Raw genomic sequence first — 23066 nt, forward strand, 5'->3', positions numbered from 1 at the left:
CCACACGAGGTGTTTTAAAACGAATCTATCGCAGAGATCTAATTTGGAATGACAACCGCAAAAAGGATTATGAAAATCAACAAAGTTTTTGAAAGAGTCGAAAAAATATATTAACACTAAATTATTAAATAAATTCTTGAAACATCACGAGATTTAGGTTGAAAAATGACAAAAGAAACACTGACTATTGATAATATAACACTCACCTTGGAGAGGAAAAACATAAAAAACATGTATCTTAGAGTTTTGCCTCCAAATGGAAATGTTAAGGTATCAGCGCCATTATTCATATCTGATGAGGAAATTGTTAATTTCATTAGATTAAAAAAGGATTGGATTTTAAAAAAACAAAGATACATCATGGAAAATAACATTAAAGCACCGCTGAAGTATGACAACGGTGAAAAACATTATCTGTGGGGAAAGGAATACACCTTGCAGCTGATTAAAAATGATACTGTCAAACAAGTGTTGATTGATGAAGAAAAATCCATACTTTATTTGCCTATTGCAAAAAGAAGCACAATTGAAAAAAGAAAGAAAACCCTGGATGAATTTTACCGAAATCAAATGAAAATAGCTATCCCTCCTGTTTTGGACAAATGCACAAAAATAGTTGGAAAAACACCCTCTGAGGTAAAAATAAGAAATATGAAAAACTGGGGAAACTGTAGATATCAGGACAAAAGAATCACTTTAAATTTAAATCTTGCAAAAAAAGACATCGAATGTCTGGAATATGTAATGATTCATGAGCTGTGCCATCTGATAGAATTCAATCATTCAAAAAAATTTAAAAATTTAATGGACAAATACTGTCCGAATTGGAAAGAAATAAAAAAAAGATTAAATGAATAAGAAGAATTACCTATTCTCTTTTAAGCATGTCTTCTTTTTCATCTACAGTTAATTTATCTACAATTTCTTCAGGAGTGCCTACATCGAGTAGTTTGCCTCCTCTCATTAAAGCTGCCCTGTCACAAACATCTAAAACAAAGTCCATATCGTGAGAAACAATAATGAATGTTTGTTCTAATTCTGTACGGGCTTTTAAAATAGAATCTGTTACTGTTACACGAGTAATAGGATCCATAGTACCTGTTGGTTCATCCAACACGATAAGATTAGGTTCCTTAATTAAAACCTGTGCAAGTGCAATCCTATGTTTTTCTCCCACACTTAATTGGTCAGGGTATTTATCAAGAATCATGGATGCATTATCTTCAGTGAATCCGACTGTAGTCAATGCATGAATAGCTTTAATTTTTCCGAATTCTGCAGGTAAATTCAAACTGATAGCGTCAGTTAAATTACCTAAAATGGTTCTGTGAGGATATAATGAATATTCCTGATGCAATAAACCGATGTATGGCATGATACGTCCACGGTTAAGAGGACCCACTTTAGTCATGTCAATCCATTCATCACCAAGCTTGATTTTGATTTCACCACTACTTGGTTCGGTTAATCCCATCAACATCCTGGTAGTTGTTGTTTTACCTGATCCACTCAAACCAACAATACCAAAGATTTCCTCTTTATTAATAGTTAAATCAACACCGTCAACCGCTTTAACTACTCCACGTTCAATGGAATAATAATGTTTTTTGACATTTTCAAGAACAACTTCAGGTTCTCCGAATTCCGGAATTTCCGGTTTTTGAGGAATAGGAACGGTTGCCATAAAGTTATCTACAACTTTTTGAGGTTCTCCTTCCTCTTTAATTTGACCATCTTCCAGCCAGATAACATTATCAGCAAGTTCAATCATTACTTCAGGCCAATGTGAAGTGATTAACATGGTGATTCCTTCATCTTTTACTCCTTCTTTTAAAGTATTGTGAAGTTTTACCGCAGTTTGTGGATCTAAAGTACCTGTCGGTTCGTCTGCTAAAAACATCATAGGATTTTTAGCCAGTTGCCTTGCAAGCACTACTCTTTGTTTTTCTCCACCACTTAAATCACGAGCAATATGAGTAATCCTGTGGTTCATTTGAACCATTTCCAATAATTCCAAAGCGAAATAAATTTTTTCCTCATATTCTTTTTCATCACCCATTGCTCTCATAACATTCTCAATTACAGTTTCTTCATCGTATAATGCGAAGTTACGTTGCAACATGATGGAAATTCTTCTTTTAATACTTGCAAATAATTTTCTTTCACAATTGAAGAAATCAACTTCTTTAGCTTCAAAGGTTCCTCCACAACTACATTTTTCACCAACGTGAGATGGAGAGTCAACAACGCCACAATCTGGACAAACAGCAATATTTACTATTATTTGACCGCCATCAGGTTTGTAATCTAATGTACCTCTGAGCATATTGATTAAAACAGATTTTCCACTACCACTACGTCCTAAAATTCCTAAAGTTTCTCCCTCATTAATCTTTAAGTTAATATCTTTAAGAACATCAACACCATCAAAAGTTTTTGTAATATTCTTAAGAGTTATAAAATCCATGAAATCACCTATTGAAATAATTTTTATTTAAAACTATTAATAATGTTTTCTAATAACAATTGTTTTAAAAATCTTAAAAATCAGATAGATTGAAATCCAAATTACCGGAAATAACTCCACGAGCTATTGAAAATCCATTAACCCCAGTAGCAATCATTTTTTCAGCATTAAGTTTACTATTGACTGAATTATTTCCAATTACTTGAATTTGAACATTATTACAGATTTCTCTTAAAAGATTGTAATCTGCATCGAAAACTCCTTTTTTCATAGCATCAACATGTAAATAATCTGCACCCGCATCATCAATTATGCAGGCTATTTTTAAAGTATCAACATCATCAACATTAGCTCGGATTTTGACTGAAACTTCACAATCAACATTATTTACAACCTGTGAAATGAAATCTCCAAAATCAGCTCTCTTTAACATTTCTTGCCCACAACCAATGGCTAAAATTTCATCTTGGCGACAATGACAATTTATTTCAACAACATCCAAATCCTTTATTTTACCAACTTCTATTATTGGTTGCGGAGTGGTTGCCCTTACATTGGCTGATACTTTAACATCGCTATGAATTTTTTTAATAGAAGCAACTTCACTTTCAATATGTGAAAAAATCTCATCCAGAGGAAAATCAAATTCCTTTCTTCCTCTTTCAATGATTTTCTTGCTTGCTTCTATTGTGGGAGCATCTAAACTATATCCCCCTAAAGTAGCTACATCAAAACCATAAGGAATAACCTTATTTAAAAAATCAGCGTTAGTTATTCCCGCCATGGGTGCAACTACCTTAATCATAATATTCCTCAGTATTCTTTTTCGATTACCCAAGTCCACATTTCATTATTATTAGCACGTATTTCTTCAAGACCTATATCTGCCATGTATGCTGCATCTTCAGCATTTTTTCCACGACCTATACCTGCTTTGAGTTTAATACCAATTTCCTCATCGATTTCAACCATTATATCTTCAATATCCTGTTCGGATAAACCATTACATGGAGACATAAAGTTGTCACCACCAATGAAGAACAATAATGCTCCTTTTTTAATTAACTTAGTCATTAAATAATGTTGAGCCTTATTAACCATGAAACTAGTATCAAATGCAGATTCTATATCTGTCAATGTTTCTGTTACACTATTAATGTCTATATGAGCTGCCTGAACAAAACTGTCTTCTTCATCAACCAAACTATCAATAGCTAAAATCTCTTTTCTTTCTCCAGACTGGGCACTTCCTGCATTTTGAAGTGCGATTGTAGCTAATTTTTGAGCTTCATGAGGAGTTTCAGCAGCGCCGACACCCATACTAATAGTAATAGGATATCTATTTCTAATAGACCTTTGAATTCTTAAGTGATCTTCTTCATCAAGACCATTAGAAATTGCAAGCAAATTATCGAATCTGGTAAAGAAAACTAAACCTTTTTTATTACCAAAATGATTATTCAAATCAGCGAATAAATGTGCTTGAAGCATTTGTAAGTCAGATTCCGTACGTGGTCTTGGAGTGACTGTCCAAGGCCCATAATTGTCAATTTGTATTAATGTCATTTGTATCATTGAATTATCGCCCCTTAAGTTAAGGAATACTATCAATAATTATTTGAGCTAAATTTTTTTTAGCATCTAAATTATTCATTATTGTATTTGTAACTATTACCTTATTAATTATTTGATTTACCTCAACTTTTTTATCAATATCTTTATCATCAATTACAAAAGTATCTAAAAAATCCTGATATAATGATGCAACACCATATGATGAAACTTCAACATCCATTGCTTTCATGAATTTGCTGGCAGGGCCGCTGACACTGTCGTTACCGATGATTGGTGAAATTGCCACTACATAAACATTTTTTAAAGCTTCTTTTACTCCATCCAAAGACAATATAGGTGAAATTGATGTTATTGGATTTGAAGGTCCGATTATTACTGCATCAGAATTATTAATCGCATCAATGATTCCTTCAGTTGGTGAAACGTTTGAAAATTTAACATCCAAAACTTCAGGTTCTGACTGATGTTTTATTAAAAAGTCATGAAACTCCAGCTCACCAATATCTGTAATAATCTTAATTTCAGAGTTTTCTTCACTCATAGGAATAATTTTGCAGTCCAGTCCCATATTCTTCGCTTGAATTTCACAGGCCTTTGCCAAACCATACTTTTTCATTAGTTGAGTTTTCTGTATCTTTGTTGCACGGTCCTTATCCCCAATCCTAAGCAATTCTGCACAGCCAATCTCTTCAAGCCTCTCATGAGTTATGAATGTATCGTCCTTAATACCATACCAAAACTCATCATTAATCAAATCAGACATGGTGTATAAAACTGTATCAATGTCTGCAGAGACATAAACTCCGGAAAAATAGTCGTTTTCCAAAGTGTTTACAATTATGGTCAACTCACTGGGATCGAGAATTTCCTTTAAACCTTGCAATAATTTAGGAGTTCCGGTTCCCCCGGATAAAACAGTAATCATGAAAATCACCTAATCTCTGAATACATCAAATTCTTTCGGCATAATCAAAGGACTTATATCAGAGTCGGTGTCTCTCAGTTCATCAAAGCTGCTAAATCCGCGAATCAAAATAACTGGAAGTCCTTCATCAGCCTGCCCCATAATTAATGAAGCTGCAGCAGATAGCTCATCTGCAGTTGCAATCTCAGTAGTTTCCAATTCACGACCATATAAGTCTTTTTCGCCAACCCTTTTCCAAAGAGGAGTGATTCCTGAACATCCTATTGCTGTTCCTATAGCTCCAAATCTAAATGCTCTTCCTTGAGTGTCAGTTATAATCACTGCAATTTCTTCATCAAATTCCTTTTCCAAGAATTCACGAATTTGAAAAGCAGATTTGTCCGCATCTGCAGGCATTGGAGTAGCTAGACCATCTCCAACATTTGATTCGTCAATACCTGCATTGGCACAAACAAAACCATGCTTGGTTTCAGTGATGATGAATTTAGGACCTACTCTTACAACTTCAGCAGATTCATCCAAAATAGCCTGAACCAGTTTTGGATCTTTTTTGGATTTTTCCGCAAGTTCAATTGCCTCATCACTTGGAGTCAAATCATCCAAAACAATGAAATTATCTTCAGCTTTGGAAATCAAAGTTTCAGCAATCAGAATAATATCCCCATGCTCAAGTCCACAACCTTGCTTAATAATCGCATCCTTAATAATTTGGGATATGTCACTAGAATTATCCACAATGGGAATATTCTCTAAACCAATCAATTCAATTCTCATAATATCATCTAAAAATATTAAAAAAAAATAAAATTATGGATTATAGACATCAATAGTCCATTCTCCATCAAACACAGCCGCACATGAGGTTACAGGTTTCTCATAATTAGCAAATGTGCCTTCATCAAAAATAAATTTAGCAGAAGATGCGGCATCTTTTGCATCAAATTCAACCAAATCAGGTGCTTGACTTCCATATGTTGAAATAAACGCAGCATCCCCAAACGGAATCTGTTCGACTAATAATTTTTTATCATTAACGATTCCAACATAACACTCATATTCATCTTCATTATCTGATGATGTCACAACAGCAGCAATTCTTGGAGTATGATAATCATCTTTCTCATAATCCATGGTAAGCAATGAATATGCAAGTGCGTCTTTAATATTCATTCCTAAAGCTAGTTTATCTGCTATAACATCAGTCTGAGACCCATTTGATACAATAGCCATATTTCTTGCAAAACGAACACAATTGTATGCAATATAGGTATTCTCAAATATGTCCTTTTCAAAACCTTCCTTTGGAACAATAGCTGCACGGTTTTCAAATTTTCGGCATTGCCTATTAGGAAATGACCTGCTTGAAACACGATATGCTACAAAAGGTTTACCATCAGTATTCATCCCAGTTGATAAAATTCTCCCAGTATACATTTTTATTCCCCAATTTAAAGTTCAGGACGATGCACAGCTACCTCTGGAGGTACACCTGGAGGAGTTGTAATTACAACTTCACCCGGTTTAATTGTAACCTGGCCTTCATCAATAACTTTTGCTTGAACACCCACGGCGCCTCCGGCTATCGCATCCGACCGATCTTGTCCATTCACAGTAACTTTATGCAAATTAGCCACCGGAACTATATAATATTCCTGGTCTCCAGAAACATCAGTTACATTAGGTTTTCCAGTTGCACTATCTGCAACATCAGAATCATCCGTTTGAACATCAGTAGCTGAAAAATTACTTGTAACCACTAAAAAAATCATGATTGTAAAAAGAATATCAATAAAAGGAACCAAATTGATACTTGGTTTCTGATCTGCAATTTTCTTTTTATGCCTTCTAACATCAATAGCCATAAAATCACCTATTGTTTTAGCTTACTTTCAGTAATCTCAGCATTAACATTACATTTTTCTAAAATAATATTCGAAATACTTTTATCCAACATACTTGGTTTAAATGAAACTTTAATATTGGCATAAGGATCGGAAATCAATCTTGTATTCACGACTCCTTCAGCTTTTTGAAGAGCTTCCAATGCACATTCCACATTGGAATCCACCCTAACTTTAACAACTGCAAAACCCCAATTGGTCATTTTTGTAGCAAGTTCAATTTTATCCATTTCAGCTTCAATAAGCCCTTGTATATAAGTATAGATAGGTAATAAAACAATAGCCACTAAAAGACCCATAATTGTGGTAGTTAAAGCAACGTAAATACCTTCAGCCATAGCTGCGGAATCCGGATGAACTCCTAATGATTTAAATGTCATCCATATACCGATAACAGTACCAATCAAACCTAAAAAAGGAGCAAGCTCAGTAATAGTTTTAATGGTGCTTAATCCTTTTGTCATTTTTGCTACTTCAACAATAAAAATCTGCTCCATACTTTCTTCAACTTCAGTCTTATTTTTATAACCGATTTTTAAAGTTTCGGAAATAATCTTGGAAATAGGATTTTTAAAATTATTAATTTGCTTTAATGCTTCAACAGCACCTCCCCTTTCCATAGATGCTGTAACAACACCAAAAATCTCAGTAGTATCGACTTTACTGATTTTTCTAAGATAAGCAATTTTCCTTATTGAAATAACAAGACCATAAATTCCAATAAATAGAATTATATAAGTAATAATTCCCCCTTGAGTGAAAATATCTGCAATTCCATCAAGTAAGGGAGTAATATATTCAATAATCATTTTTATCCTCTATATGCCATTATATCGAAAAAATTTTATAAGAATAAATATATTATTACATGTACTTAAAATTATTTAAAAAAAAATAGAATATTATTTCATTTTTGCCACGGTTGCCCATGATCTCCTTACAAAATCGGGCATCTCATCATAAGTATAATTTGTCAAAAATTCTTTTGTTTTTGGATCTGAAGGATAACCTGAACCAATTCCACCTGATTTAATAAATTCTTTATTTATTTTAGCAATTTGGTCATCTCTTTCAGCTTTAGCAATTATTGAAGCTGCACTAACTTCGATGTATTTGTCATCCGCCTTATGTTCTGAAATAACATTGAGTCCAGTATCATTACATAAGTTTTCCTGGAAACGCTCGGCTTTAACGTCAACCGCATCAACAATCGCTTTTTCAGGTTTAATTTTCAATAGGATTGATTCCATTGCATTCTTTTCTATTTCATTTAAGTTAATGCCTTCAGCTCTCATTTCATCAATTTCGCGAGCGGAAATAACAACAATCTCATAATCAAACATTTTTTTAAGTTTTCGAGACAGAATAGTACGCCTATGTGGGGCCAATTTTTTAGAATCCTTTACACCCATGCGCTCCAGGACTTTTTCCATTTTTTCAGGAATTAAAACACCCGCAATGACCAAAGGCCCTAAAACTGAACCTCTTCCAGCTTCATCAATACCTAAAATATCCATAAAAATCAGAAAAAAAGTAAAAAAAAGAAATAAATAAAAATATTTATTTCATAGCTCTAAGACGAACTTCAGGTTCTAATGCAAGCGGTTCTGCAGCAACAATAGCAGTACCTTTTGCAACAACAGTCATCGGATCGTCTGAAACTTCAATAGGAATTCCAATTTCATCAAAAATCCTTTCTTTCATACCTCGGAGTCTTGAAGTTCCTCCAACAGCAACAGCGTTGTTGTAAACACCCATCATTAATTCCGGAGATAATCTTTCTAAGATTATGTTTAAACCACCTACAATTTGTTGCATGAATGGTTCAACAGCTTCAGCAACCAGCATGGAATCAATTACAACTTTTTTAGGCCTGTTTGTTTCTAAGGATTTACCGATTACTTCAACACTCAGGTTTTCAATTTGTTCACTGCAATTAACCATACCAACTTCAATTTTTGCAGCTTCAGCATCATGAATACCAATGGCAACGTCATATTTTTCTGCTACAAGTTCAACAATCTTATTATCTATATCGTCTCCACCGCATCTGACAGTTTCGATATCATTGATTCCTCCAAGAGATATGATTACAATATCTGTTGATCCGGCACCAATATCTACAACCATGGTACCGTTTGGTTCTGCAATAGGTAAACCTGCACCAATAGCCGCAGCTAAACCTTCACTGATAACCATAATGTTTTGAGCACCAGCTTTTCTACCAATTTCTTCAGCAGCATTCTTTTCCACTTCAGAAGCATCACCAGGAATACCGATAACAATTCTTCCAACACTTTCGCCCTCATTAATACCAATTTGCATTGCTTTAATAAGTAAAGCTTGTGCCTGTACAACATTTTCAATTACGCCCTTTTTCAAAGGCCTTACTGCAAGAATATCACCAGGAGTTCTTCCAAGCATTCTTTTAGCTTCTTCCCCAACAGCCAAAACTTCTGATGGGTCATCTTTTTTTACGGCAACTACAGATGGAATTTGATATAAATCAAATTTATCACCGGATGGTTTTGCAATTACTGTGTTTAAAGTTCCTAAATCAATACCTAAACTGTTGCTAATGACTCTGACATTGTCAACTTGTGGTTCTTCCTCATCTTTTCCAAAAATATTCATGATTAATCCTCCGTTACAATATCTTTAAAATCTATAACGAAAATCTTATTAGATGTAGCTATGCTCTGAAACTTTTCAATATCCTCATCATTTTCAATAGCTACCAGTACTGTTGTTAAAACAACTTCATTAGCATTGTAAAAAGGTTTCAAAGCATTTTTGATGAAATTTGGCAATCTAACTTCATTACTTATATCAACATCAATGAATCCAGTAGTTTGAGATTCCTGAAGAATTTTAAATGGTGCCCTTAATTTTTCGATAGTGGTTAGAGCTTCCTTCATAATATCATTCGGTCCAACAAGCACCATCAAATTACGTTCATCGGACAGATATCTGCGATGTATTTGAACACATGCACCGCCGAAATCTTCAGTTTGATTTTTGAAATCATTGATGATAATGGAATTTCCATAAAGCATGATAAAATCAAACTTCTTATCCAATTTGCCCTCATTTAATATAACATGTTCCCGAAACAATATTTTTATATTGGCGTTGGACAATATGGCCTTATAAGCCATTTCATCAATCAAATCAACATTACCTGCAATGACACACCAAGTTTTTTCTATTTTATAACTACTGTCGGTTGTGACTCTTGCAGCCTGCCTAAGAACACGTATATTATCTTCAATCATTTAACTACTCACAATACATTAATATTAAACATGATGACTAAAAATAAATAACTGAAAAATTTATAAAACTTCCAATAAATTTGATATTTATTTATAGTCCAACAATAAATATTTATTAAAAATATTATTATATATATTTTATCTTTTAAGGTCAATTTTTCAAAATTAATTAATAAACATCAATTTTTTTAACTAAACTAAATAATTACTTGAAATTATTGAAAAAAATAATCATTCAAATGGCAAAAATTAAAAAAATGAAAAATATAACAAACTTGAATAAAAATAACACTTATAAATAATTAAAAACAAATATTAATAAAAATAAAGCGAAATCAAAGAAAAAGTTAATAACAAATGAAGTGAAAAGTATTACTGAGGTTGAACATGAAAATTGAAGATACAAACATCAAAAAATTCATAGCAGTATCTGATGTGATATCACTATTAAACATGACCTGCGGATTTTTATCCGTATTAAGTTCAATAAACCACAATTTTGAACTGGCAGCCCTGTTTATGATTTTCGCAATCATGTTTGACTCAGTAGATGGTTGGGTAGCGAGAAAAACCAATAGACAGGACGCATTAGGATTTGGAAAAAATATCGATTCCTTATCTGATGCCATCTCCTTTGGTTTAGCGCCAGCAATATTCCTATACTCTACTATTAACACCACATCAACTATTATTCAACCAATCGTAATACTGATTAGTTTATTTATCGTTATCTGTGGAGTTTTAAGACTAACAAGATATAATGTGATTGCAGATTTGATTGAAACAAAAGACTTTATTGGATTCCCAATACCGGGAATAGCTTTAATTTTAGCCACATATTATCTGAGCGGATTATATGAGATGCATATTGCTTTAATATTGAGCCTAATAGTTTCATTAATTATGATAAGTACAGTAATCTACCCTAAATTCGATAATGTACCGATACTTGCAATATCAGTAGTACTAATATTCCTGTTAATTTTGCCAATAAAAATCGTTGTAATGACAATTAACATACCTGCATTACTATTGTTAATGTTCTGCTTATACTACCTTATAATTAATTTAATTAAAAATTACATATCCTGACCAAATTAAATTAATCCATCTACTTTTAATTGACAATTAGGAGTAGAGCCATGAAAAAACCAAGAGATCCATTGTTTCCAGAAGGTTTTGGAGAAACAAAAAACATCAAACAACAGTTTAAAGAGGAAAAACTTGCAAAACCAACTAAAAAAGATGAATTGAGCCCCTTAAAAAAGTTAAACCGTAAAATTGGAGTTTATTTAAGTCCCAGAACAATAAATATAACTGAAGATGAACAAAAAAGAAAAATAGGAATCATCATAACAACTTTAATATTAATTACGTTAATCATTTCTTCATACTACTTTTTAGTGTATCAGCCGCAACAGGAAGAGCTGTCACTTGCAAGAACTGAAAAATTAAATGAACTTCATGATTTATATTCCGGACCCCTTGTAACCTCACCAAATGCCTTGGCTTTAGAAAATAAAATAAATGATGCAAGAAGCGCTGAAGAAGTGGAAAGCATAAACATCATAACACCTGCTACAAAGGACTGGAAATCATTCCATAAAAAATCCATTCTTGCAAATCAGGACAAATTTAACCGAACCCAAGTGGTTTATTCAAATGAAAGCAAGGACGTTTTAATGAACAGCGAAGAGGCAATGCAAATCGTCAGTGAAAATGATGCACATATTTTATCAAAAATAAAATTTGAAAAACCGAACACCGTTTCGGTGCCCGTACTGGTATCAAGGCTGCAGGCCGGAGCGGGACTGATAAATGTTGGAAGCATAGTCGACATTTATTTGAACTCAAACTACAGTGATGAAAGCATTAACAACAATACCACAAGTCCAGATGTTAGCGGATGTACCGTATTGTCCATAATGAGATATGAGGAAAACGGAGAAATTGATTCTGAATATTCAAAATCCAATGTGCATGTAAAGGGAAATGACACATATCCTAGGGAAAACACTAAAAGTTTCTCATCAAATGTGCTGGAGCTGCTTAAAGGATCAATAATCAAGGGATATAGTGAAAAAGAAACTGTAAAATTACTTAAAAGTTATGGAGTTAAATTATCCAATTACGAACGCCAGATTAATTTAGGTGATTTGGACGCACAATACATGCTTTTAATTGAAGTGCCACACGATAAGGTGAATTTCATCATAAACAATATGGAAAATATTGTACTGACAATTCCAACATCACATGCCCCGACATGGATGGTTAATGAAATCAGTTCAACATATAATAATTAAAAAAATTATTATATTAGATTAATGCAAAATTAATATTATGAACAGACCAACTATTACAACTATAATTATTATCATATGTTTACTCATAATTGGGTTGTATGCAAGCGGGGAAGTTAACTATTTTGCATCTAAAATTTCAGTGGAAAGAAATATTGACTCCCCAACCATAGTAATACCATCAGTAGGGATTAATGAAAAGATAAATAACGAAACATTAGACCTCGGAGTATTGCATGGTCCAACATCATATAATCCTACACAGGGAGACGTGATATTATTCGGACATAGGACACTGCAAGGTTCGCCGTTTTTAAGACTGAATGAAGTGAATAAAGGCGACGAACTAGTTTTGGAGTGGCCTGAAATTGGAGAAGTGAAATATAAAGTTATAGACAAAACAGTTGTTCCTGCAGACTACCAGCTCTCTGCAAATGAGGGTGGAAATTACATATATCTGGTCACATGCGATCCAATCGGATCAACCGAAAACAGATTAATCATACAAGGAGAATTAAGTCAAACAAGTCCACTTAACGAACAAATCCTTAAGGACAATCCTCAGGAATCCAATGCATTCATAATAAGTGCATTATTTTTAGTTATTGGATTGGCATTTAGCTTCTTCTATTCTAAAGACCAAAGAATATACATTTTAGCAACAGTACTAATCATATCTGCATTACTGTTCTATTTCTGCTTATTCCCAATACCGTCGGAGATAATATATGATAAGATAAACTTTTTAAATGGAGGCATGTGATGGACGTAGATAAGGAATACTTTTCAAATATAACTACAAGGGAACGAGCTATATTTGAAGGTGCAATAAGCATGGGTGCATTATTCCATCAATTTGTTGGAACTCCTGTAAATAATAATACAAAAAAAAGTTTAGAAATCAGCATGGAAGAATCTTTGAAACTGCAGCCGGCAATTGAAGATGTTAAAGTAAATATCAGATTCGACAAACTTGAAGAGTCAATGACCGAATTTGAATACACATCACTTACCGGTGACATGTTAGACGTTAAAATATATACAAAAGTAAAAAATGTCACAGCAACAATAAGGATTGAATTTGTTGAAGAACTTAATTATCCGTTAATGTATGTTGAAGACATTGCAGAAGATTAAAAGTTAATATATTTCTTTTAAATCTTCTAATAATTTTTTTAAATGACTTTTTTTAATATGATTCATTAAAACTACACGGATAGCCTTAGGACATTTTGCTACAGAAACCTTCCAGCCTAAGTCTTCTAATTTTTCAGCAAGTTCATCCGCACCAATATTTGGATGATTAAAAGCTATAATATTCAGTTCAGGTTCACAAACTACATCATATCCCAATTTTTTAAGACCATCATTTAAAAATTGAGTATTCTCCATCAGATTACTTGCCAGCTTACGGTACCCTTCCTTACCAAAGTATTTCATGATTGCATAAGTTGCTGCAGATGACGCCCCTAAACGAGTCCCGACAATTGTTGATTGAGTTTTGACTGTAAGATATGGAGAATCGACAGCCATAACTTCGAGATATTCCTCTTTTCTGAAAATGATTCCCCCTGCAGGTATTGGAGCCAGACCCATCTTATGAGGATCGACAGTTATTGAACAGACCCCCGGCAATGAAAAATCAAAAACCGGAAGGTCATGACCAAGATCTTTTAAAAATGGAATTGAAAATCCTCCGAATGCCGCATCAACATGGAAAAAAATGTTATTTTCGTGGGCGATTTTGGAGATTTCTTCAATAGGGTCAATCAAACCAAGTTCAGTAGTGCCTGCAATTGCAACAATAGCTACAGTTTTATCAGAAATGACCTCTTTTAATGAATTTACATCAATTTTATAATTTTCATCCAATTCAACTTCAACAATTTTTAAATTCAGCATGTCCGCTGCTTTTTTAAAAGAGAAATGTGCAGATTCAGGAATGATAATTTCCCCATCAACAATACCCTTGTATTTTCTTGCATGATTTCTGGCAGCACGAATAGCCATAATATTAGCTTCAGTTCCACCAGTTACAATATTTCCATAAGGTTTATCCAAAGATAATAACTCACCAATAGACTTGATAACTTCATTCTCAATGAATTTTGTTCCTTTAAAAAGACCAGGATCGCCCAAATTTGTATCAAGAAATTTACAATAAACTTCTTTTGCAAATGGATGTGCTTCAGTACACATTGACCCTAAAATTCGTCCATCAGCATAATCATGATCCAATTTATGAATTTCAGCCAATTCCTTTAAAATAACATCTTTATCTATTGGTTTATCTTGCATAAAATAACCTAACTAAATATAATTAAAATAAAAATAAAATAAAAAAAAGAAATAAAAAGATTATTCTAAACGTTTACGGGCAGCGTCAAGAATAATTTTTTGTTCAGCACGTGCAACAGTTTTTCTCACATCAGCGATAGCGTCAGTATTTGAAGATACACTTGTAATTCCAAATTCTACGAGTTTTTCAACAATGTGAGGTACACTACCTGCTTGACCACAAATACTGCATTTAACACCAGCTTCAGCACATTTTCTAATTGTTCTTTCAATCAATTTCATTACTGCAGGGTGTTCTTCAGAATAGTGTTTTGCAACAAATTCATTGTTTCTGTCAACAGCAAGAGTGTATTGAGTTAAGTCATTGGTTCCTAAACTTACGAAGTCTATTCCAACTTTGATATACTCATCAATCATTATTGCAGCTGCAGGAATTTCAACCATCATACCAAATTCGACATCTTTATGTGGTTCGAAACCAACTTCAGAACAAAGAGCTTTAGCCTTTTTAAGTTCTTCAGGGCTTTGGGATAACGGTATCATAATACCAATGTTTGTGTATCCTTTTTCATGCAATTTTTTAATAGCTTTAAATTCGCATTTAAGGATTTCAGGCTGATCGAGTTCTCTTCTAATACCTCTCCAACCGAGCATTGGGTTGTGTTCTCTAGGTTCGTTTTCTCCACCTTCAAGGGTAATGAACTCATCAGTTGGAGCATCCAAAGTTCTGTACCATACAGGTTTTGGATAGAATGCATCGGCTACAATTTGAACATTGTCTGCAATTGTATCGATTAATTCATCTTCCCTTCCGTCAGCAATGAATTTGCCAGGGTGAATACCAGAGGTTAACATTAAATGTTCGGTTCTTAAAAGTCCAACACCATCAGCACCAGTAGCTGCTGCTTTTTCTGCTGCTTCAGGCATACTTACATTAGCTTTTACTTCAGTGACTGTAATAATTGGTGCTGCTTCTACGCTTACAGCAGCAACTTCTTCGGATTTGGTTTCGGAAATTCCTTCAAATACCAATCCTTTCTTACCGTCTAAAGTAACGCCGTCATTTTCCACTAAAGTGGTAGTAGCGTTTCCAGTTCCTACAACACATGGAATTCCAAGTTCACGTGAAATAATGGAAGCGTGACAAGTTACACCACCTTCATCGGTGACAATACCGCTTGCCCTTCTCATAGCAGGAACCATATCCGGAGTGGTCATGGTTGTAACCATAATGTCTCCATCTTTAATTTTATCCAATTCGTCAATGTCTAAAACGATTTTTACCTTACCTGATGCCATACCAGGACTTGCACCAAGACCTCTTACAAGAACATCACCGACATCATCAGAGGATTCGTCTTTTTGTTCTTCAACATCACCTAAAGTGGTGATAGGTCTTGCTTGTAATAAGAATAAGATGCCATTTTCAAAAGCCCATTCTGTATCCATCGGTTCACCGTAATGAGCTTGAACTCTTTTACCCATTTCAGTTAATTGAATGAGTTCTGAATCTGATAAAACTCTTTCTTTTCTTTTATCTTCAGGAACATCAACTTTAATACTTGTACCGTTTTCATCATTAGTGTACATTACTTTCTTGTCACTGATGGTTACATTGATAATTTCATTATTTTTCTTATCAACTTGATAATTATCAGGAGTCACATCACCGGATACAACAGATTCTCCAAGACCCCATGATCCTTCAATCAAAGCAATTTCCTCACCAGTTGATGGGTTTACAGTAAACATTACGCCTGCTTTATCAGCATTTGCCATTTTTTGAACTACAACAGCAATATATACTTTTGAATGTTCAAAATCATTTTCTTCCCTGTAGAAGATAGCTCTTGCTTCAAATAAGGATGCCCAGCATTTTCTGATATATTCAATTACTTCATCATTTCCAGAAACATGTAAAAATGTATCTTGTTGACCTGCAAAGGAAGCTTCAGGCAAGTCTTCTGCAGTAGCTGAAGACCTGATTGCTACATCAGTGTCATCTTCGCCAACTCTTTGACATAATTGATTATAAGCTTCAGTGATGAATAAAATCATGTCATCTGGGATTGGAGCACTGTTAATGATTCCTTTGATTTCTTCAGCTGCCGCTTGAAGAGCTTTGGTATCATTAATGTCAATTTTATCGAGAATATCCATAACTTTGTCATTAATTCCAGCTTCTTCCATGAACTTTTGATAAGTTTCTGCGGTTACTACAAAACCAGGCGGTACAGGAATACCTGCTTGAGTTAATTCACCCAAATTAGCACCTTTTCCACCGGCTATTCCAATATCAGATTTATTTAAATCCTCAAATTTTACAACATACATAAAATATAACCTCTTGGCTTAAAAATATATTCCATAGAATAATAAAAACATTTACCAATATAATATATTTATTAATATTTATTTTAAAGTTTAAATATTTAATTATAAAAATCCGAAAAGTATTGAAAATAAAAATTAAATTAAAAAAAAAGAGTAAAAAAAATTAATTAAAATCTATTTAATTAATTCAGCACCTTTGTCAACAACTATTTTGCATGGAACTGGTAATTTCATACCTGCTCTTTTTAATGCAACTTTAGCTTGTTCAAAGTTTTTTTCTTGGCAGTCAATAGTGATGATTCTTTGATCTTTTTTAACAATAGCTTCAACACTAATTGGTTTACCAAATGCGTTTCTCATACCACTTTGTACCCTATCCGCACCTGCACCAGTTGCCATTGGGTTTTCTCTGACAATTTGATGAGGATATACTCTTAATTTTAAGTGGTATCCCATTCTACCAGCAGCTCTTTGCATTAACCTATTAGAAGCAATCCTTGCAGCTTCTAAAGAGTTGTGTCTAATTTGAGCTGGTTTTTTAACAGCTAAACTTAATGAAACAGGGAATTCTTCTTTTAAATTACCCATATCATATTGTACAATTCTTGAGTTTGGGGTTTTTCTAATGTAATCTCTTCTTGTATAAGCACGAACCATTATTATTCCTCCGAAATAAAAATAACATGAATAAACATGTCTAATTGAAAAATAGCTATATAATATTAGATTCCAATAATAGCTATAAAAAATCATATATCGTAATATATAGAATACTTAAATATATTAATTAAGTCATTAATAAATGTTACCATATTTTCAAATAATATGATAAATAATATTAATTTGGAAAACAAATATAAAAGTCATCCAACAATAAAAAATGTGAAAAAATGAAAATAAATGGAGCATTAACATTAAAATACAAGACAAAAGAATCTGCTTGCTTAGTTTATGATTCCTTGGAAGTCGACAATGAAAACTATGTTAAGAGTAATTTAAATAACAATACAATAAATTACGAGATAACTAGTGAAAGTTTAGGAAGTTTCCTTGCGACAATTGATGATTTAATAGCATCAGAAATTGTCAGCGAGAATATTATTAAAAAAACTGTTGATTCATAAAAAGTTTTATATAAATAAAAATGATAAATATATACAATTAATAAAATTTATTCGTTAGAGAGTGTAATTTATGCAATGTCATTATCATCCTGAAAGAGAAGGCACAGATGTTTGTGCAATATGTGGAAAAACTATTTGTAAAGAATGTGGTTTAGAAATTGCCGGTAAAATTTATTGTAAAGAATGTTTAGAAAAAATTGTAGGTCTCAGCTTAGACAATTCAGCTCCAAAAAATGAAGTTGAAAGTGAACCTGTTACTGTCAATGAGCAACCTATAGAAGAAAATATTTACCAACAACCTGCAGAGCCTGAAATAACATACGCTCCGCAAGAAGAACCAGTACAGGAATATAAAGTAATTAGTGATGATTCACCTTATAACATAAAAGATAATATTGAATACAGTGGAGGATTAGAATCTTCTTACTTACAAGAAGGGGAAAGCATTTATCAAGAACCACAACAAATTACACCTGACGAACCTGATTTCCCACAAGAAGAGATTCCACAAGAGGTTCCTCAAGAAACTCTACAGGAACCAATCGCTAATGAACAAGAATACATCTATCCTGATCATGATTATGAACCTCCAAAAACAACTGCCAGGCAGGATCTTGAGGACAAATATGAGAAATATTTAGATGACTTGTATTTTGAAGAAAACGAAGTTCCATTAGGCGAACAATTAGCAAAAGATGAAGAACAATACGGCTCTTTAACTAAAAAGGAATACCCTAAAAGAGAAGTGGAAGTTCCTGAAAAACCAACTTCAAGACCTGAAACCCCTGAAGAAATGGAAGCAAGAATCAGGGCTGAAATTGCTAATGAACAAGGCCTTAAAGATAAAAAATTAATGGAAGAAAAAAAGGATTCAGGAATCCATAATTTGAACTATCAAAATGAAAAGGAACCAATGGGAATTATCGATATTATCTTAACATTAATATTGATTATCGTGATTTTAATTGTCTTATACTACATCATATATCTGTTCATATTACAGGCAACCTACCCAACATTTATGGATGCAGTATTTGCACTTAAAAACCCTCAAAATGTGGTTAATGCAATTTTAAGTAGATAATGATATATTTTCATTATTTACCTTATTTTTAAATTTTTCCAAGCTATCATCATCTTTGTATCCTAAAACCCTGATAACGGAAGGATATTTTTCAATATATCTTGAAATTTCTTTTTTTGGTATCGGATTTTCCAAAATGCTCAATACCCTTTGGCGGAAATGAGATGAAAATCCCTGAAGAATGGCATCCTGCAGCTCATCCACATTAGTGAATGGCCTATTTTCAATAATGTTTTCAGCCAGTTTATCATTGAACAGATTTAAGGCAGATAACTCATCAAAACTGTAGTTGTTTGCAGTGTCTAAAATCTTTTCAACATCCCGAATTCCATAAATTATTGAATTATTTTTTATTTCGCGTTTCAGGACTTCAATGGTTTTTGGAGGCATCATGTCAACCACGTCATCAAAGTTGTCATTCAATATGCTCTCACGGATAAGTGTGCCGCTGACTCCACCTATACGTTCTACAAAAATAAATTTATCCTTAAAATCAAAACCGATTTTACTTAACGAATTTGAAAATGAGGTTATGACATAGTTATCCTCTTCCAATTTTCCCTTTAAAATTATTTCACCGGTTGTCTTGTCAACGATCTTATATGGTTTTGGTGCAACATGATGACCCATGTTAATTCTTTTCAAAATTTCATCCATTCCTTCAACAGGTTTGTATCCCCTAGGAATAAAATCAGTGTTTAAAGCTTTAAACATCTTGCAAAGACATAATGAATATTGGCCGGAACCCATAATTCCCATAGGAGGACCCTCAACAACAATGTCCGCACCCACGGAAATTGCAATTTCTGCCCTAAGTTGGCGTGGTAATATATATGGTATACCACGACCACTTCGTTCAAATAAGCCCGGCACGATTGCTACAAATAATGACTTAGGAAACATATGTTTTGCAGTTTTCATGCAATGAAAATGACCGTTATGTAAAGGATTATACTCAGTAAAATCCGCTATCAAATTAACATCAGATGGGGTGTCTGAAACCATATAGTTTTCATCCAAATCATTGTAAAATAATTCCATATCATGAGCTAGAATGTTTGAAACTTTAGACATAAAGATAAATATAACTCTTAAATTAAAAAAAACTTATGTTTTAAAACATAGATATAAAATAATAACTTAACTTAAATGGGGGCCAATAATGGATTTAATTATAAAAAACTGTAAACTTATAGATGAAGCTGGAGAATTTTACATCAGAGTAGAAAATGGAAAAATTGCAGATATTTCAAAAAAACCGATAACAGGCAATGAGACAATTGATATCAAAAACAATTACATATTGCCAGGTTTTATAGACCCCCACATACATTTCAGAGATCCGGGACTAACACAAAAAGAAGATTTTAAAACCGGAAGCATGTCTGCAGCAAACGGAGGATTTACAACCGTAATCGACATGCCCAACACATTGCCAAAGACAAATACCTACAAGGCGCTTAAAGAAAAAATCAAAATTGCCCAAAGCAAATCTGTTGTTAATTTTGAGCTTCAAGCAGGACACAACACCCTTGATGAAATGAAAAGGATGGTCGAATTAAATCCGATTGCATTTAAAATATTCATGGATCTGGAAAGTGATGAAAGTCTGGAGGAAATATTTTCAAATTTAGGCCAATTGAAAAATTCAACAGATTATGACGGCCTTGTCGCCGTACACTGCGAGAAAAAAGCAATTGTGGAAGAAAAAACCAAAGAACTAAAAGAAAAAGATGAAAATACCCCAATAGATTACAGTTATGCAAGACCCGCAATTTCCGAAGATGAATCCGTTAGCCAGGCAATTGAACTTGCAGGCAAAAACAATTTAAAGTTGCATGTATGCCATTTAAGTTCAAAAAAATCATTGAGTTTGGCTGAAAATGCAAGCAAAACACAACCTGTAAGCTGGGAATTTACACCTCATCATTTATTGATGGACAATACCGCTTATGATACATATGGAACATTTGTAAAAACCAACCCTCCACTGAGAGAAAAACAGGACAGCATAACAATCAATGATTTGGATGATGCATCAATAATAGGAACAGACCATGCTCCACATACACTGGAAGACAAATCAAAAGGAGTGTGGAACTCATCACCGGGAATTCCTAATCTAGAAACCGTAGTTCCCCTAATTTTAACCGAAGTAAACAAAGGCAATGTGGATTTAAAAATAATTCCGAAAATATTCAGTGAAAATGCGGCAAAAGTCTATGGATTGGAAAATAAAGGAAAAATAGCTATCGGAATGGATGCCGATTTTACTGTTATTGATTTGAAACGAGAAGGAAAATTCAATATTGAAGAATTTAAAACAAAAGCAGAATATTCACCATTTGACGGATGGAATTATACTGGAATGCCTGTAATGACAATCGTTAATGGAAAAATAGTAATGGATAAAATATAACTTATTTTTAAAAAAAAGAAAAAAATTAAGGTGTGTTAACACACCTATTTATAACATAATGCGTCTTCTGGACATGCTTCAAGACATTGACCACATAAGGTACAGAATCCTGCAATTGGTAATTTAGGATTGTCTGTTTTGTGGATCATGTCATATGGACATGCTTCGATACAGTCTCCACATTGGTCACATTTAGATGGGTTGAATGAAATCCTATCTCTAGCAACAGGTTCGCCATCAATAGTTATTTCGTATTGTTCTACTTTCAATGCATCGTTAGAACACATTGAAGCACAAGCTCCACATCTAATACAACTAGTGAAGGATGGTTCTAAATCAGTTTCTTCTAAAGCTGGGCATAACATACCAGTTTTGGTAACTACACGAATAGCTTCAGTAGGACATTTGTTAGCACATGCACCGATGAAGTCACATTTTTCTGCGTCTCTTCCAATACCTTAATATCTAAAGCATCAACAGGACAAAGTTTTACACATAAACCACATGCAGCACAGACACTAGGAATAGCAACGGTTAAGCTTGCACTGTTTGCAGAAATAAAGTCTCCAGGACATGCTTCTACACAAGTGTTACAACCGATACATTTTGCTGAGTCAAAAGTGAATGAAGTAATTTCTTTTTCACGTTTAACAGGAACTTTTTCAGCAATGAATATTGCATTCCAAGGACAGGTTTGAGAACATAAACCACATCTGATACAAGCGTCACTTACAGTAACAGGACTTCCAACTTCTTCAAGAGTAATTGCATTTACAGGACAAGGATCTACACAAGTTCCACATCCAACACAATCTTTGATGTAAACAGGACCTTTACCTTTAAGATCTAAATCATATTCAGCAGGTTCTTTAACACCAGGAATTCCAATTACATCTACAGGACAAATGTCAACACATTTTTGACACATTACACAGAATCCTTCAACTTCTTTTAATTTAGCACCAGTGACTTTAATAGTTTCTTGTGGGCAAACCTCTTCACATTTACCACAGGAATCACATAATACAGAGTTGAAAACTAATCTTTTTTGGGTAATGCCCTCAGCGATTTCGTAATCTTCAACTTTTAATGCACCTTGTGGACAAGCGTCTGCACATTTAGGTTCTTCACCACAAGTGTCACAGTGAATAATAGAGTTAGGTGTTACTTCAATAGCTGATGTAGGACAAGTACCTTCACAAGCACCACATTTTATACAGCCATCTTCATTAAATACTATCATTTATAAAACCCCCTTAAACTTAGAATTTTTTAATGAGGTTTCCTTCACTGTCTACAATATCTACTTCAGCTAATCTCATTTGACTATCCATTGAGTGGGTAGCACAAGATAAACATGG

At 33.5% G+C, this 23066-nt stretch carries 23 protein-coding genes and 1 pseudogene; 8 read left to right on the forward strand and 16 right to left on the reverse strand.

Annotated features, from left to right (window positions below; genetic code table 11):
• Positions 1-165: 165 nt before the first annotated feature.
• Positions 166-858 carry a M48 family metallopeptidase gene (locus QZU83_RS07475; protein ID WP_295610931.1) on the forward strand — a complete coding sequence of 231 codons (693 nt, stop codon included), beginning with the start codon at positions 166-168 and terminating at the stop codon, positions 856-858.
• A 10-nt stretch (positions 859-868) separates the two neighbouring features.
• Here the strand turns inward: QZU83_RS07475 and atwA are convergent, their stop codons facing one another.
• The 11 genes from atwA to QZU83_RS07530 form a co-directional block, all read right to left on the reverse strand.
• The gene (gene atwA / locus QZU83_RS07480; protein WP_295610933.1) at positions 869-2467 is read right to left on the reverse strand and encodes a methyl coenzyme M reductase system, component A2; all 1599 of its coding nucleotides are present in this window, start codon (positions 2465-2467) and stop codon (positions 869-871) included.
• Positions 2468-2540: 73 nt separating this feature from the next.
• Positions 2541-3251, reverse strand: coding sequence for a tRNA-dihydrouridine synthase (locus tag QZU83_RS07485; RefSeq protein WP_295610965.1), 711 nt, complete (start codon positions 3249-3251; stop codon positions 2541-2543).
• Between the two features lie 29 nt (positions 3252-3280).
• Positions 3281-4042 (reverse strand): GTP cyclohydrolase III, encoded by a 762-nt coding sequence (locus tag QZU83_RS07490; RefSeq protein ID WP_295610934.1) that lies wholly within the window; start codon positions 4040-4042, stop codon positions 3281-3283.
• Positions 4043-4061: 19 nt separating this feature from the next.
• Positions 4062-4967 (reverse strand): 2-phospho-L-lactate transferase, encoded by a 906-nt coding sequence (cofD, locus tag QZU83_RS07495; RefSeq protein WP_295610936.1) that lies wholly within the window; start codon positions 4965-4967, stop codon positions 4062-4064.
• A gap of 9 nt (positions 4968-4976) precedes the next feature.
• Positions 4977-5741: a coenzyme F420-0:L-glutamate ligase gene (locus QZU83_RS07500; RefSeq protein WP_295610937.1), complete on the reverse strand. Its 765-nt coding sequence runs from the start codon at positions 5739-5741 to the stop codon at positions 4977-4979.
• A 33-nt stretch (positions 5742-5774) separates the two neighbouring features.
• Entirely contained in the window at positions 5775-6401 is a 627-nt protein-coding gene (locus QZU83_RS07505) for an IMP cyclohydrolase (protein WP_295610939.1), read from the reverse strand.
• Positions 6402-6415: 14 nt separating this feature from the next.
• A complete protein-coding gene (locus QZU83_RS07510) occupies positions 6416-6829 on the reverse strand; it encodes a biopolymer transporter ExbD (protein WP_295610940.1) in 414 nt (137 codons plus the stop codon).
• A gap of 8 nt (positions 6830-6837) precedes the next feature.
• Positions 6838-7677 carry a MotA/TolQ/ExbB proton channel family protein gene (locus tag QZU83_RS07515; protein WP_295610942.1) on the reverse strand — a complete coding sequence of 280 codons (840 nt, stop codon included), beginning with the start codon at positions 7675-7677 and terminating at the stop codon, positions 6838-6840.
• 93 nt (positions 7678-7770) lie between these two features.
• Positions 7771-8385: a ribonuclease HII gene (gene rnhB / locus QZU83_RS07520; protein ID WP_295610943.1), complete on the reverse strand. Its 615-nt coding sequence runs from the start codon at positions 8383-8385 to the stop codon at positions 7771-7773.
• Positions 8386-8428: 43 nt separating this feature from the next.
• Entirely contained in the window at positions 8429-9502 is a 1074-nt protein-coding gene (locus tag QZU83_RS07525; RefSeq protein ID WP_295610945.1) for a rod shape-determining protein, read from the reverse strand.
• Between the two features lie 2 nt (positions 9503-9504).
• Positions 9505-10143: a hypothetical protein gene (locus tag QZU83_RS07530; RefSeq protein ID WP_295610946.1), complete on the reverse strand. Its 639-nt coding sequence runs from the start codon at positions 10141-10143 to the stop codon at positions 9505-9507.
• Between the two features lie 387 nt (positions 10144-10530).
• On the opposite strand from QZU83_RS07530, the gene QZU83_RS07535 reads away from it, so the two are divergent.
• Genes QZU83_RS07535 through QZU83_RS07550 form a run of 4 tightly spaced genes read left to right on the forward strand, consistent with a single transcriptional unit; the run spans position 10531 to position 13583 of the window.
• Positions 10531-11235 carry an archaetidylserine synthase gene (locus QZU83_RS07535; RefSeq protein WP_295610947.1) on the forward strand — a complete coding sequence of 235 codons (705 nt, stop codon included), beginning with the start codon at positions 10531-10533 and terminating at the stop codon, positions 11233-11235.
• Positions 11236-11285: 50 nt separating this feature from the next.
• Positions 11286-12449, forward strand: coding sequence for a DUF515 domain-containing protein (locus tag QZU83_RS07540; protein WP_295610948.1), 1164 nt, complete (start codon positions 11286-11288; stop codon positions 12447-12449).
• A gap of 37 nt (positions 12450-12486) precedes the next feature.
• Positions 12487-13209, forward strand: coding sequence for a sortase (locus QZU83_RS07545; RefSeq protein ID WP_295610950.1), 723 nt, complete (start codon positions 12487-12489; stop codon positions 13207-13209).
• Positions 13209-13583, forward strand: coding sequence for a dihydroneopterin aldolase family protein (locus QZU83_RS07550; protein WP_295610951.1), 375 nt, complete (start codon positions 13209-13211; stop codon positions 13581-13583). Before QZU83_RS07545 ends, QZU83_RS07550 begins: the two co-directional genes overlap by 1 nt.
• Before the next feature lie 3 nt (positions 13584-13586).
• Here the strand turns inward: QZU83_RS07550 and mfnA are convergent, their stop codons facing one another.
• The 3 genes from mfnA to rplJ all read right to left on the reverse strand — a co-directional run bounded on the left by mfnA (position 13587) and on the right by rplJ (position 17735).
• Positions 13587-14744 (reverse strand): tyrosine decarboxylase MfnA, encoded by a 1158-nt coding sequence (mfnA, locus tag QZU83_RS07555; RefSeq protein ID WP_295610953.1) that lies wholly within the window; start codon positions 14742-14744, stop codon positions 13587-13589.
• Between the two features lie 60 nt (positions 14745-14804).
• Positions 14805-17078 carry a phosphoenolpyruvate synthase gene (gene ppsA / locus QZU83_RS07560; RefSeq protein WP_295610955.1) on the reverse strand — a complete coding sequence of 758 codons (2274 nt, stop codon included), beginning with the start codon at positions 17076-17078 and terminating at the stop codon, positions 14805-14807.
• 174 nt (positions 17079-17252) lie between these two features.
• Positions 17253-17735 carry a 50S ribosomal protein L16 gene (gene rplJ / locus QZU83_RS07565; protein WP_295610956.1) on the reverse strand — a complete coding sequence of 161 codons (483 nt, stop codon included), beginning with the start codon at positions 17733-17735 and terminating at the stop codon, positions 17253-17255.
• A gap of 233 nt (positions 17736-17968) precedes the next feature.
• Between rplJ and QZU83_RS07570 the strand changes: the two genes are divergently transcribed.
• Positions 17969-18202, forward strand: a complete 234-nt coding sequence (locus QZU83_RS07570) for a KEOPS complex subunit Pcc1 (protein ID WP_295610958.1) — start codon at positions 17969-17971, stop codon at positions 18200-18202.
• Between the two features lie 70 nt (positions 18203-18272).
• On the forward strand, positions 18273-19286 hold the full coding sequence (locus QZU83_RS07575) for a hypothetical protein (RefSeq protein WP_295610960.1): 1014 nt from the start codon (positions 18273-18275) through the stop codon (positions 19284-19286).
• Here the strand turns inward: QZU83_RS07575 and QZU83_RS07580 are convergent.
• The gene (locus QZU83_RS07580) at positions 19275-20360 is read right to left on the reverse strand and encodes a nucleotidyltransferase family protein (RefSeq protein WP_295610962.1); all 1086 of its coding nucleotides are present in this window, start codon (positions 20358-20360) and stop codon (positions 19275-19277) included. The genes QZU83_RS07575 and QZU83_RS07580 overlap by 12 nt on opposite strands.
• 88 nt (positions 20361-20448) lie before the next feature.
• Here QZU83_RS07580 and QZU83_RS07585 point away from each other — a divergent pair, with 88 nt between their 5' ends.
• A complete protein-coding gene (locus tag QZU83_RS07585; protein WP_295610963.1) occupies positions 20449-21705 on the forward strand; it encodes a dihydroorotase family protein in 1257 nt (418 codons plus the stop codon).
• A 44-nt stretch (positions 21706-21749) separates the two neighbouring features.
• Here QZU83_RS07585 and QZU83_RS07590 read toward each other — a convergent pair.
• A pseudogene (locus tag QZU83_RS07590) lies at positions 21750-22948 on the reverse strand (4Fe-4S binding protein).
• Positions 22949-23066: the final 118 nt, after the last annotated feature.

The sequence above is a fragment of the uncultured Methanobrevibacter sp. genome, from assembly GCF_902771435.1.
Taxonomy (GTDB): domain Archaea; phylum Methanobacteriota; class Methanobacteria; order Methanobacteriales; family Methanobacteriaceae; genus Methanocatella.